Raw genomic sequence first — 12,748 nt, 5'->3', positions numbered from 1 at the left:
AAATCTCCGGGTAATTGTTATTTAATTATCGTGTTAATAAACAATGCTCTTGCTTCTTCAGCAGGAAGTTCCAGTATCTGGTGGTAAAAATCAGCTAGCTGAAGATGGTTAAACAACGCCTTCAACAACTGCAATTGATCTGCTGGTTGAGTAACAACCAGGTTAACAACCAGGCGAACCCACAATTTCTCGTCACCATCTGCCTGATTAACTTCAATTTCCTGTGGCAAACGGATGATGTAAATCGCCGGGCTGACAGCATGCTGGCTATCGCAATGTGGGATAGCGACAGCATAGCCATCAAGTAAAATTCCGGTTGGGTAGTCGGCTTCACGTTCACGCAGCGCCTGGAGGTAAGTGTCTCTTACTATCCCATCAGCCAGATGTTTCTGGTGAATATGCTCCAGCACTTCATCATAATTTTTGTATGCCGCACCATCCGCGACATTGATAGAAATTGTGCCCACTGGCTTCTCCTCATTCCGTTAAATGCTCATGTGAGCACCTATGTAATCACATGAGCAGTTATAGCACATCAGTGATTTGCTGAAATGGGAAGCTTGCAAAAGTTATATCTTGATCACACAAAATCACATAAGCGCATTACGAAAAATACTCATATGAGCAAAACTGACGATTAATTAATGCGCCACGAATGATTAACTGATTGATTTTTAATAAATTGAATTAAATTGGCTTATTCTGGGGACTTTTACAATGGCAATACTTCAAACGCTCTTATGAGCGGAGTGTTCTGATTGCAATTGTTTCTACAGGACAACGGCACATGAGAAGTACCGTTATTGAAATTATTAATTTTAAAATCAACAAGTTACCACTGTTGTATATTTCGAAACTTCGGCAATACCGTCTTTATCCGCAATATCATTAGTGATCAGCGCGGTAATCTCAGACCAGTCGCAGATCTTAAACAAGCTGCTTCGCTGGAACTTAGTGTAATCGCCCAGGATATATTTCTTCTCGGAATGGGCAATGATCGTTCGATCCAGAAAGGCATCCGAGGAGGACGGCGTGGAGGGACCTGTCATATTGTTGAAGCCATCGGTGCCGATAAAGCAGAGATCAACGTTAATATCATTAATCATTGACACAGCCCACCCGCCAAAGACAGAAGAGCTTTTCTTCCTCAGTTCTCCGCCGAACAAAAAGACCTGGTTATCAGATTCGATCAGCACACTGGCCACCGGCAAAGAATCGGTAAAAATTTTAAAGCCAGATTTCATGCACAACAGATTAGCCAGTTCATAGTTAGAACTCCCAGTGCCAATGATCATTGAGCTGTTGGGGGGGATAAAGTCCAGCGCTTTTCTGGCGATAGCTTGTTTGAAGGTACTATTTTCTTTTTCCCTGACCTGGAAAGGATGTTCGACAGCCCCCTGCTTTAAGGTTGCCCCTCCATGGCTTTTAACCAACAGTCCTTTTTTTTCCAGATGAGTGAGATCTTTGCGGATAGTTTCATAAGTGACCTCGTACTTTTTCGCAAGGTCACTAACGTAAACGGTACCAGCCGAGATAATCTCTTCCAGGATCAATTTTCTCCTCTCTTCAACCAGGTACATCCTTCCCCCTATCAACATTCTTCATATTGCAATGAAGCGAATCATAGCACAGAAGATGCAAACTAAAACAAACCCAAAGAGAAGTCAGAAGAGTACGTCCCTGGTAACGCTCAACTATAAGAACAAAGGCCAAATAGCAATAATTCATTAATAATCAATATATTAAATACATATAATACAGATTATCCACTTCAGTTTACTAATACTCTCTCCTCTTTCCATCATCAAAAAATTGGCATACATTAGCTTTTATTTGTTTTTGTTGGTTTTTAATACCTTTAAAATCAACAGCATACTAATTTTGTGACATTGATCTCAGTTGACAACCAACATTTACCAACCCCATACTTGGCTTAAGTTCTTTATGACAGGTTGGATAAGATGAAAACGAAAATTGCAATCGCATGTGATGATGTGGGATTTGATCGTAAGGAGGAGATTAAAAAGTACCTCGAAGAAGAGAAAAATGCCGAGGTCGTGTACGATCCCGTTAAACGAAAAGAAGATGGTTTCAACAACTTCGCTCGTCTTGCGGATGAAATGGCAGGTGTTATTCAGCGGGACGAATGCCGCCTCGGTATCTACATTTGCGGAACCGGTATTGGCTTTACTTGCCAGATAAATAAGCACTGGGGGATTCGTGCTGTCGCCGTCACTAATCCTTACTCGGCCAAGCGAGCAAGACTCAGTAACAATGCGCAGGTGATTGGACTTGGCTGCAGAGTTAATGATCTTGAATACACAAAAATGATCGTTGATGCCTGGTATGACAACGCGTTCGACTTTGCCACTGCAAGGGAAAATTCCAAAAAGAATCTACTGGAAGCAGAACGCAGTGACAACGCATTGCTGACGAAACCTGAAGATGTTCGATGGAATATGGGTTTCAGACCAGATGATGAGAAATCTGAGGGCTAATAAATGGAACTGATCACACAGTTTATCAATGACCTGGGTAACTTTATTTTTATACCGGTCATCTTCCTTATACTGATGAAACTTTTGGGGCGTCCCCTGTCGGAGTGTATTTCATCAGCCATTAAAGTCGGCATTGGTTTTATCGCATTAACCATGACCATCAAGCTGATGCTTGAAAAAATGCAGCCAGCGGTGACGGGGCTTGCTGAGGCCACCGGCTCCTCGCTGAGCGCCATTGATGTTGGCGGCGCAGCCACAGCCGTAATGGGTTTTGGCTCAAGTATGGGGGCAATTATTATCCCTCTGTGCGTCGCGGTGAATATTGCCATGCTGGTGGCGCGTCTCACGGACTGCGTAAACGTTGACGTGTTTAACCTTCATCAGAATGCCTCTATGGGGGCAATTGTTGGCGCTTACTCCGGCAGCTTCCTCTACGGTGTTCTTACTGCTGCATTGTTCCATGTCTGGGCACTTATTGCGGCTGACCTGGGTGCCAAAAACAACGAAAAATTCTTCAACCTGCCAAAAGGCGTTGCCATCTCCCACCCGGTTGCAAACACCTATTTGCTGTTCGCTTATCCGTTTAACTGGATTTACGATCGCATCCCTGGGTTCCGTAATCTGAACGTTACGGCGGAAAGTATTCAGAAACGATTTGGTATCCTTGGCGATCCGACCATGGTTGGTTTCATTATTGGTATTCTTCTTGGCTTCTGTGGTTATGGTTGGGAATCGCCGTATCACACCATTATTGCCAGCCTGCAACTGGGTATGTACCTTGCCGCCGTGATGCTCCTGCTGCCGCGCATGACCTCCATCATGATGGAAGGTCTGGTTCCGCTGTCCAACGTAGCACGTAAGAAGCTGGTTAAACGTTTCCCGGACCGTGAGATCACTGTCGGGATGGATACCGCGCTGATTGTTGGTCATCCTTCAGTTATCGCGCCTGCACTGCTGCTGATCCCGGTCATTGTTATCCTCGCCGTTGTCCTTCCCGGCAACCGAGTGATGCCGCTGGGGGACCTCTCGCAGTTCGTATTCTTTATTGCGTGCATGGTGCCGGTTTTTAATGGCAACATTATTCGTACCTGGGTGACTTCCATCATCCTGTTTGGCGGCGGCTTATACATCGCATCCTGGATGGCTCCAGCAACAAATGAAGTGTTCCAGAAATTCGGTACTAATCCTGATGCCAGCGTAATGTACTCATCGCTAAACCCGTCAGCTAACCCGTTCACCGGTCTCTTTGCTGGACTCAGCCATGTTGGCATCGCAGGTTATGCTCTCGCCGCTGTGTTGCTACTGTCCGTAGGCTATTTACTCAAACAGAAAGCGCGCCGTCAGTTAAAAACTGAGGCAGAAAAAACGGCTTAAAACTTCATAAGGTAATTGATAATGAAAAAGATTTTAGTTGTATGTGGGAACGGTATTGCCTCCTCTTCCATTATGGTTTCTGTCCTACAGGACTACCTGAAAGAACAGAATATCGAAGCGCAGGTCGATAAATCCTCTTTAATGGCCTGCACCACGGACACGTTTAACAGCTATGACCTGATTGTTTCTTCAACCAAGCTGGATAACCCAGGGATCACCACTCGTGTGATTGTGGGTGCAGGCCTGTTAACGGGCCTGGGCGAAGATGAAATTTTTGATGCTGTTAAAGAAGAAATGCTTAAGTAGGTGAATAATGAAACTTGAGATTCTGGTAAATGATGTCGAGGGTACGATCGCTGACTGGCATGCGGCAATTGAGTTTGCCGGCCAGAAGCTGTTGGAAAAAGGCTATATCACTCCCGAATATATTCAGGCCTGCCTGGAGCGTGAGAAGACTTATCCAACTGGTTTATTGATGGCGAACGGTCAGGGCATTGCCATCCCGCATGCAGACTATACGCTGGTAAAAACCAACAGCATAAGCATCGTGCGTTTTGATAAAGGAGTCGTGTTTGGTCAGATGGAAGATGCTGACCTCACCGTGGAATGCGGCATTATGTTTAATCTCGCATTCGCCACCAGCGATCAGCATATGTCTGTGCTGCGCCGCCTCTTTACGCTCTTCCAGGATATTTCGTTCATCGAGTCGTGCCGTAACCTTAAAACGCACGAAGTCGGGAAATATGTTGAAGAGATGCTTGTAGCATCCTGATAAACAAAAGGCAGATATCCCCTATCTGCCTTTTTTTCAATAAAAGAATGACCATCATGAAAAAGTACGCCCTCGTTTTAAACGAGTTATCTTCGCTTTTGGATAAAATCGATGAGCAAGAATTTAACACACTGGTTGATTCTATTATCACTGCCGGACATGTATTTCTTGCCGGTGCTGGTCGCTCAGGACAAATGATAAATGCTTTTGCTAACCGACTGATGCACCTTGGTCTGTCCGTCAGCGTGGTAGGAGAAATTAGCTCTCCACATTCTCGCAAAAACGACTTGATGATCGTTGGTTCAGGCTCCGGAGAGACCCAACGCCTGATCAACCAGGTGAAAATAGCAAAGAATAATGGCGTGTATATCGCTCTCATCACTACCGAACCAGATTCAACTTTGGCAACTCTGGCAGATTACATACTCACTATCCCGGCAGGTCACAGCGCCCAACCGATGGGTTCTCTGTTCGAACAGGCTTCCCTACTGACCTATGACACTATTGTGCAGTCATTAATGGCCAATCTTAATGAAACAAGCCAGACGATGAAGGAACGCCACGCCGATATTGAATAATACCGGCGTGGCGTAAAGCGCTAGCGGCTATTAATCCAGCAGTTTGATAGCCGTATCAAAATCAGTGATCAGCACATTCAGAAGGCCTGATTTGAGAGAGGCAACAATGCCTTCATATTTTTCGTCCCCCCCAGCAACCCCAATCAGTTTCTTTGTGGCCCGCAATTGTTCTGTCGTAATGCCGAACCCCAGGCGGTTTAGCGGGCTATCGAGTATTTCCCCTTTACTATTTACCAGGGTTACGCATACATCAGCGGTAATGTCCTGGCTCATTAAAGTCTCACGCCATGCTTCAGGGAATATATCGCACAGACTGGAAGAACCGGTTTTCCAGGCCCCAATGCCCGTAATAACGACATCCATACTTGAGTAAAACTTTTGCGTATCCTGAACAGCCTGATCGTCTGCGAGTTTCTGGGCTAAACTTTCGTCATCCACCCACATAGGGACATACATTGGGTGCGCTCTTCCGTGGGAAATAGCAGCAACTTTGTGAATCAAATCAATGGGCCCCTGACTAAATTCAATGCCTGGATGAACGCCAGAAAGCTGAACCACATCCAGAACAGGTAATGTCGTCAGTTGACTCACCGTACTTGAGAGTACGCGCCCCCAGGCGAGACCAAACTTCATTCCCTCTTTGAGAATTTCACTCAAGTAGGTCGCCGTTATCCCTCCCAGCTTGACGTTTAATTGTTCCTGCGAAGACCAGGATTCAGAAACAGAGAGCACAACGGCATCCTGCAATCCGTATTTTTTACACAAATTTTGCGCTATTTCCTCGTCCAGAGCCTGCTGTTTAGGAAAAGTAAATTTTACATACTCTTGCGCAATGGCTTCATCAATCAGGCGTGCAACTTTGAAGCGAGACAGACCGAGCTCCTCAGCAATTTCTATTTTTGTCTTCATTTCAGAGAAGTAACGCTTAACAACAAGAGAGTAGATAAAACGAGGATCGTAGTTACGTAGCTTCGGATTTTTGTTCTCTTTTGGCATAGCGGTTATCCATATATAACAAGAGGCATCATAAGTCATTCGAGCGACACGCTCAGATGCAATACTCAAAAGAGTACACTTTTACTCGCTCATCAGATACCTGTACAGGAGTGGATTTTGAATTTTGTGATGTAAAGCGCCCCGCCAAAGTACGAATAGGATCACGGAAAAGACTCAGCGCAAACAATGTAACATGGCTGCCTAAAGCGTTTTTATTGCAAGCTTTTGCTCATGCCAGTTCTTGTTGGGAGAGTTCATTTCGTATAAATCAGCCATTGTTTTTGGTCGTCAATTAAACAGGGGGATATTCGCCTCGTGATGCTTAATTCACTCTTTGGCCTGCATCATCAATAACTTTCTCTCCGTCTTTCTGAGTGTAAGCCCCCTTTCTGAGCGTCAGGAAGGAACTCTATAACAACTGTAGAAGGAGGGTATAGGTTGGTTCCTTGGGGATTATCACAACGACAGGACGGGTAATCAGGATCGGATGGAGGCTCAATATAAACGTCAGCTTCATCAAAATTAAAATTGTCTCATGTTGGCGCAAAGCTAATGAGCGTGAATGTCTGTGCTGTGAGTTCACTGGGTTGACCGTTTCGGTAAAACTTAACTGGCAGATTTCGATACTACGCCAGACCCACTAAACAACATGCGGATACCGAGGCCTATCATGACAACTCCTGTAAATCGTTCCTGCCATTTGATAAAGCCTGGGTGTTTACCCAGCCAGTTTCCAAATGTTCCCGATGCCATCGCGACTGAGCCCAGGGAAACAATTCCTGCCAGCTTTTGGATACTGCCCAGAACAAGCAATTGCAGCCAGACAGGACCCGCGGTGGGATCGACAAACTGAGGAAGAAAAGCAAACATGAACAGCAGGGATTTTGGATTAGTCAGGCTGTTCAGAGCGCCTTCCTTTACGGCATTCCAGTCAGAAATTTTTGCCGTTTTTCGCAGCCGCGTATCAGTACCTGAAGTCGCAATCATTTTTATGCCCAGCCACATCAGATAAGCCGCACCAACCCACCTTAGCAGATCCAGCGCAACCGGCCAGGCATGTACAACGGTTACCAGCCCCAGAACAAGAAAAGAAACTTGCACAAATCCTGCTACAAATACATTGCCCACAACCGTAAGCAGCGCGATACGTCTTCCCTGCCCGACTCCTCTGGCGATAGTCAGCATCATGTCTGGCCCCGGAGAAATCTCCAGAAGCGTCAGCGCGAAAAGGAAAGTAATAAACGTTTCGATGGCAGGCATTTTGGTTGAGTCCGGATAAATATTTCTGCTACGTTACCTCAGTCAGCTTCGAGCCGAAAGCGCAATATTCTGCAGCGTCCGCGCATGGCACGCAGCTGAGCGCCTGCCCTTCACAAAATTAATGAAGACATCTAATAAGCCCTAGCTAATTACCCCATCTAATCGAATAAATTACTTTACGTTATGCTTTTCCAACACAACAGCTGAAGGATAACGTCTTGCCAACTGTAAAACTGAACAACGGTATTGAAATGCCCCTGCTGGGCTTTGGTGTCTTCCAGATGACGGATGCTGCTGAATGCGAAAGAGCCGTTATTGATGCTATCGATACGGGATACCGCCTGATCGATACCGCCGCGTCTTACCAGAATGAAACCCAGGTCGGGAACGCGCTGAAACAGAGCGGTATCGCCCGTAACGAGCTCTTTGTCACGACCAAACTGTGGCTGCAGGATACGAATTACGAAGGCGCTAAAGCCCAGTTCGAACGCTCTCTGAATCGGCTGCAACTTGATTACGTCGACCTGTATCTGATTCACCAGCCTTATGGCGATGTCCATGGGGCATGGCGTGCTATGGAAGAATTGCAGCAGGCAGGCAAAATTCGCGCCATTGGCGTCAGCAACTTCCATCCTGACCGACTGGCCGATCTTATCGCCTTCAACAAAGTGACTCCTGCGGTACCCGATTGAACTTATATTGAGGGCTCAGAGCCGATATCTTATTTATAAGGGCGGTCTCAAATATAATTAATTGAACCGTCACCTAAATGGCATGATGCCTTCAGTATGTATGAACAGTGGCCGAAAGTAGCTTGTTACCAGAGAAAGTGCAGAGACTTATCAATTTTATGAAGGTAAAAATGGCAACTCCGTTCGGTTAGCACTAATACAACTAACAGAGGGCACCATAACTTCCTTTTCTTTAATCATTTCGAAAGAGCGATGGTAAATCAGCTCAATATTAAACTCGAATTGTTGAAGGGTTGTTGCCTTATCCGAAAGGATTTCAAGTAACCACTGAATTTCTTCATAGACCAATTTGTCAAATAGTCTTTTTTTCTGCGCAGAGCAAAGCCACTGTTTTATAAATACTTTCTGATTGATACTATTCACAGAGGGAAGATTGCATTTGTTAAGTTTAATAGCCAGAAGAAAGCAGTAATAAAAATGATTCAGAATAAGAAGTTCATGCAACGATTTCATGATACTCCCAGGTAAAACAAGAGTGATGATAAGAAACACAATCTTCCATACATTCCTCAGGGCAACGCTTCGACGTTGATCAGAACCTTAACGAAAAACGCTTTTCGGTTATAAAGATCTGGCAAAAGCGACGGAACATCTTCCATTCGAACCTGCCGGGTTATCAGTGGAGAGACATCAATCTTTCCAGAACTGAGATAATGGATGGATGTCTGCCATTCTTTTCCAGGAAACGGTGCAGAAATCGAGTTCCAGGAACCAATGACGTTCAATTCATTACGAACAATTTTTTCAAAATTCAACCGGGGTAAAGCGACATCACCGTACGGGATACCCATGAGAACCACCGCGCCGCCTTTCGCCGCCAGAAGCAGGGATGAGCCGATCCCTGCAGCATTACCAGATGATTCAAAAACGATATCGACACCTTTGTCATAGGTGATTTCATGGAACCGGGATAAATAGTTTTCATCTTTGACGCAGAAGGTTGCCGTTGCCCCTGTTTTCGTCGCTACTGCGAGTTTATCTTCGTCGGTATCAAAAGCAAATACGTCCCCCGCTCCGCAGATTTTTGCCCATTGAACGGCAAGTAAGCCAATAGTACCGCACCCAACAATGGCCACACTGCTACCAGGCTTGATATCAACTTGCCGCATGCCATGCACAACCACGCTGGATGGCTCAATAAAGCTTGCTGTCGCAAAGTCCATAGAGTCGGGTAACTTGAGGACATTCTCAACTGGCATCCGAATGTATTCAGCAAAAGCACCGTTGACCTGGCCTCCCAGCACCTTCATATGCGTACATCGGGCATAATTTCCCTGTTTACAGTAGTCACAATGAAAACAGGGGAAGCAGTTACAGGCCGTGACGCGATCGCCTTTACTTACCGAGGTGCCCCCACTCCCCGTATTCTCTACGGTGCCGGAAAACTCGTGCCCCCAGGTCAGACCGGGGTTATATGATCCAATTTTACCAAAGCGCGATATATCCGACCCACATATACCCGCAGTATGTACTTTAATCAGAACATCATTTGCATTTTCAATTTCAGGCTTCTGCACATCTTCATAGCGGACATCCTGTACACCATACAAATTCAGTGCCTTCATCATAACCTCACTCTTCGGCATCTGGGTTGAAAATTCGAATGTGAAAAAATGTCGCCCTCACATGGGCGACGCACTCAAATCCACGGAAAGTTGATGCCAGCTTTCCATGGCCGTTCTTTCAAACATTAAAGGTGTGACAGAGATATATCCTGCTGTAACCGCACCTGCCTCACTATGCTCAGGAAACTCGGCGACTCCATGCTCCACGCGGATCCAGTAATAATCTTCTCCGTATGGGTCTATTGTTGGAATAACCTGTAATCCCTTCACTTTGCCAATACCCTGACGCGTGGCTTTAATTCCCTTAATCTTGTCCGCAGGCAAGTCAGGAAAATTAATGCTAAGGCAGCAATCAGTTGGTAATCCTCGACTGATTAACGAGTCCAGGACGGGCAGGCAAAATGTTTCTGCGGTACGCCAGTTCACCGCATCTTCAGGTCGCTTGTCCTGACTCAGGGCGACCGACGGAACGCCAAGCAAGAGGCCGGTGATGGCCGCTCCGACAGTTCCAGAAAGAACGGTTTCAAAACCGATATTGGAACCATTGTTAATGCCTGACAGTATCAGTTGCGGAAGTTGCTCCTTCATCAAATGCTGGACAGCCATCGTGACACAATCAGCCGGAGTACCATGCACGGCATATCGGCGCTCACCCCGCGGTTCCACTCGAACCGGTTCTCTGAGGCTAACAGAGTTAGCCACGCCGCTTTTATCAGTTGCAGGCGCCACGACCCAGACTTCATCGGCAAGCTGTTGTGCCACATCCTCAAGCAATTTAATTCCCGGCGCGTCAATACCGTCATCATTGACAAGTAAGATTCGTTGTAACCATTTTTGAGCCACAGGATTACCTCCCTTTCAGGGATAAATAAAGACCAGTCCAGAATATATAACTTACCGGGAATAAAATGGATTATTCTTCTTTCTCGCCAAAGCCGCTGGCAAATAACCCTTTAATCTCATCCATCAGAGCCTGTTCATCAGGGCCTTCACAGATGATTTCAATACTGGACTTACCTTTAACGCCGGCTCCCAATACACTCATCAGGCCTTTAATAGCAGTCTCTTTGCCATTATTGATAAGCGTAACAGAAGACTCATATTTTTTTAGCGTTTTAATAAACGTGGCTGCAGGACGTGCGTGCAGGCCTGTGCTATTTACAACACGAATATTTTCTCGAATCATTTTTATATCCAACTCTGAATACTGAATAAAAGTAAAAGATATATCAGGATGCCTTGTTCATCATCAGAATTTTACTATAGACGTCAGCTTCCACCGCATCTTTCGCTCCCGACATTACTTTTGCCAGGTTTGCTTCATTGTTATTTTTAGTCCATGCCTGGCCGACAGTAGTAATAAATGCCTTACGCAAGTCGCTGGCAATATTAAGTTTCACGACGTTATAGTTCACAAAACTGCGGATGATAGCTTCATCGATCCCGGACCCTCCATGAATAACCAGCGGACACGGACATACTTTAGCGATCTCTTGTAATAAAGGGATGTCAATGCGCGGAATATCTTCAAGGCCGTGAACGTTGCCGACGGAAACTGCCAGCATGCTACATCCAGTCTCTTCCACAAAACGACGCACCTGATTGACATCCGTCTTACAGTCAGCCTCACTGACGTGGTCATCTTCTTTACCCAGAATCGCGCCAAGTTCCGCTTCTACAGGTACGCCAAACGATTTACAGAAATCTACAGCTTCTTTAGTAAACGCAATATTTTCTTCATACGGCAACTCTGCACCGTCAATCATCACTGAGGTGAAGCCTGCACGAACAGCTCGCTTAACATCATCCAGCTCTTTACCATGATCAAGATGGAGACTGACCGGCACATCCATGGTCGCAGCGCGTTTACGCACGATTTCATAGATATAGTCATAACCCGACAGTTTTGCGTTTGTCGGTGCTATCTGAATAAAGTTAGGCAATCCTGAACGCTCAATCGCGTCCAGAATCGAAATAGTGGTTTCCAGGTTAGTGGTGTTGAAGGCACCAGCCAGGACACGTTTTTCACGGATACGATCGAGCAGGATATTACCGTTTACTAATGGCATGATATTTACCTCTTTCTTCGTTGAAGTACTGTACCCAAATAATATTTATCTGATTTCAGCCAGACATTGCCAAAATCAAATGGCATATGATTATCGAGGAAAACCAGTTGTTCCAGATGAAGCACCGGTGCTTCTTCATTTACTTCCAGATAGTGTCCCCGTTCACTACCCACAATTTTCGCGGCATAGCGACTTTCAGAGTATTCAATTGTTCTTCCCGTCATGGTTTCGACGGTCTGAAACAGGTTATGCTTATTAAAATCAACCTCGGTTATTCCCGGACACAGCGCCATATTGATTCTATTTTCAATTAACATGACCCTTTCCCCATCCACACTACGGATCCGTTTAAGGAAAAAAATGGGTGTACCGGGATCGATCTGCAACTTTTCCGCCACTCCTTTTGAGGCCTTCTCGATATAGGAGTCAATCACCTCGGTTGTAAAAGATAAGTGCTGACTTTCAAGCGACTCTGCGAAAGAAAGCAATCCTTCCCCCAGTGAGTAAGAGATATTCTCTTTTTTCACAAAGGTCCCCTTTCCCTGAACCTGAACCAGCAAACCCTCATTTACCAGCATGGTGACACCTTTCTTTACCGTGCCACGACTGACCTGTAGGATTTCCATGATCTGATTTTCAGAGGGAATCCTGTCTCCTTTACTCAGTTCACCTTTATAAATTTTTCCGCGAACCCACTCAGAAACTTGCATATATAAAGGAATTTCAGAGTCTTGCAGTATGGTACTCATGTGATGCTTCTCCTGTGTAGATCATCTGTATACAAGTATGAACAACTCTTGATAATACAGCGTTTTCAAAAATTAAACTATATGACCAACTTCACAGTTTCAGCCCCACATACTGATGCTCGTACGGCACCGCTC

At 45.5% G+C, this 12,748-nt stretch carries 15 protein-coding genes and 2 pseudogenes; 6 read left to right on the top strand and 11 right to left on the bottom strand.

What is annotated here, in order from left to right:
* Positions 1 to 17: 17 nt before the first annotated feature.
* Both gatA and K2184_RS22790 read right to left on the bottom strand, forming a co-directional pair.
* Positions 18 to 467 (bottom strand): PTS galactitol transporter subunit IIA, encoded by a 450-nt coding sequence (gene gatA, locus K2184_RS22795; protein ID WP_163525447.1) that lies wholly within the window; start codon positions 465 to 467, stop codon positions 18 to 20.
* A gap of 357 nt (positions 468 to 824) precedes the next feature.
* On the bottom strand, positions 825 to 1,580 hold the full coding sequence (locus K2184_RS22790; protein WP_004105505.1) for a DeoR/GlpR family DNA-binding transcription regulator: 756 nt from the start codon (positions 1,578 to 1,580) through the stop codon (positions 825 to 827).
* A gap of 381 nt (positions 1,581 to 1,961) precedes the next feature.
* Between K2184_RS22790 and K2184_RS22785 the strand changes: the two genes are divergently transcribed.
* From K2184_RS22785 to hxlB, 5 genes are read left to right on the top strand one after another with little or no spacing between them, the layout of a single operon-like run.
* On the top strand, positions 1,962 to 2,498 hold the full coding sequence (locus tag K2184_RS22785) for an RpiB/LacA/LacB family sugar-phosphate isomerase (protein WP_004105507.1): 537 nt from the start codon (positions 1,962 to 1,964) through the stop codon (positions 2,496 to 2,498).
* A 3-nt stretch (positions 2,499 to 2,501) separates the two neighbouring features.
* Positions 2,502 to 3,872 (top strand): PTS galactitol transporter subunit IIC, encoded by a 1,371-nt coding sequence (locus K2184_RS22780; RefSeq protein ID WP_004105509.1) that lies wholly within the window; start codon positions 2,502 to 2,504, stop codon positions 3,870 to 3,872.
* 21 nt (positions 3,873 to 3,893) lie between these two features.
* Positions 3,894 to 4,178 carry a PTS sugar transporter subunit IIB gene (locus K2184_RS22775; protein ID WP_000723161.1) on the top strand — a complete coding sequence of 95 codons (285 nt, stop codon included), beginning with the start codon at positions 3,894 to 3,896 and terminating at the stop codon, positions 4,176 to 4,178.
* Between the two features lie 7 nt (positions 4,179 to 4,185).
* Positions 4,186 to 4,644: a PTS sugar transporter subunit IIA gene (locus K2184_RS22770; protein ID WP_004105511.1), complete on the top strand. Its 459-nt coding sequence runs from the start codon at positions 4,186 to 4,188 to the stop codon at positions 4,642 to 4,644.
* Positions 4,645 to 4,700: 56 nt separating this feature from the next.
* Positions 4,701 to 5,222 (top strand): 6-phospho-3-hexuloisomerase, encoded by a 522-nt coding sequence (gene hxlB, locus K2184_RS22765; protein ID WP_064406965.1) that lies wholly within the window; start codon positions 4,701 to 4,703, stop codon positions 5,220 to 5,222.
* 30 nt (positions 5,223 to 5,252) lie between these two features.
* Here the strand turns inward: hxlB and K2184_RS22760 are convergent, their stop codons facing one another.
* The 3 genes and pseudogenes from K2184_RS22760 to K2184_RS22750 form a co-directional block, all read right to left on the bottom strand.
* Positions 5,253 to 6,218, bottom strand: a complete 966-nt coding sequence (locus K2184_RS22760; RefSeq protein ID WP_004105514.1) for a sugar-binding transcriptional regulator — start codon at positions 6,216 to 6,218, stop codon at positions 5,253 to 5,255.
* Between the two features lie 322 nt (positions 6,219 to 6,540).
* Positions 6,541 to 6,708 (bottom strand): annotated as a pseudogene (locus tag K2184_RS22755) (arsenate reductase); the annotation flags it as partial.
* A gap of 116 nt (positions 6,709 to 6,824) precedes the next feature.
* Complete coding sequence (locus tag K2184_RS22750; protein ID WP_004105516.1) at positions 6,825 to 7,478, bottom strand: LysE family translocator; 654 nt, start codon at positions 7,476 to 7,478, stop codon at positions 6,825 to 6,827.
* Positions 7,479 to 7,696: 218 nt separating this feature from the next.
* Here K2184_RS22750 and K2184_RS22745 point away from each other — a divergent pair.
* A pseudogene (locus K2184_RS22745) lies at positions 7,697 to 8,161 on the top strand (aldo/keto reductase); the annotation flags it as partial.
* A gap of 165 nt (positions 8,162 to 8,326) precedes the next feature.
* Here the strand turns inward: K2184_RS22745 and K2184_RS22740 are convergent.
* The 6 genes from K2184_RS22740 to K2184_RS22715 all read right to left on the bottom strand — a co-directional run bounded on the left by K2184_RS22740 (position 8,327) and on the right by K2184_RS22715 (position 12,613).
* The gene (locus K2184_RS22740; protein ID WP_148720820.1) at positions 8,327 to 8,683 is read right to left on the bottom strand and encodes a hypothetical protein; all 357 of its coding nucleotides are present in this window, start codon (positions 8,681 to 8,683) and stop codon (positions 8,327 to 8,329) included.
* Positions 8,684 to 8,739: 56 nt separating this feature from the next.
* On the bottom strand, positions 8,740 to 9,798 hold the full coding sequence (locus tag K2184_RS22735) for a galactitol-1-phosphate 5-dehydrogenase (RefSeq protein WP_196552860.1): 1,059 nt from the start codon (positions 9,796 to 9,798) through the stop codon (positions 8,740 to 8,742).
* A 54-nt stretch (positions 9,799 to 9,852) separates the two neighbouring features.
* A complete protein-coding gene (gene surE, locus K2184_RS22730; protein WP_064372019.1) occupies positions 9,853 to 10,638 on the bottom strand; it encodes a 5'/3'-nucleotidase SurE in 786 nt (261 codons plus the stop codon).
* Between the two features lie 70 nt (positions 10,639 to 10,708).
* Positions 10,709 to 10,981, bottom strand: coding sequence for an HPr family phosphocarrier protein (locus K2184_RS22725; RefSeq protein ID WP_196551371.1), 273 nt, complete (start codon positions 10,979 to 10,981; stop codon positions 10,709 to 10,711).
* 43 nt (positions 10,982 to 11,024) lie between these two features.
* Positions 11,025 to 11,864: a class II aldolase gene (locus K2184_RS22720; protein WP_098067250.1), complete on the bottom strand. Its 840-nt coding sequence runs from the start codon at positions 11,862 to 11,864 to the stop codon at positions 11,025 to 11,027.
* A gap of 5 nt (positions 11,865 to 11,869) precedes the next feature.
* Positions 11,870 to 12,613 (bottom strand): GntR family transcriptional regulator, encoded by a 744-nt coding sequence (locus K2184_RS22715; protein WP_064372022.1) that lies wholly within the window; start codon positions 12,611 to 12,613, stop codon positions 11,870 to 11,872.
* Between the last annotated feature and the right edge of the window lie 135 nt (positions 12,614 to 12,748).

Origin of the sequence: Klebsiella sp. K5-306 (assembly GCF_051835185.1) — a bacterium.
GTDB classification, from domain to species: domain Bacteria; phylum Pseudomonadota; class Gammaproteobacteria; order Enterobacterales; family Enterobacteriaceae; genus Klebsiella; species Klebsiella oxytoca.
Note: the sequence above shows the minus strand (reverse complement) of the source record. Positions and strands in the feature narration are given on the sequence as shown.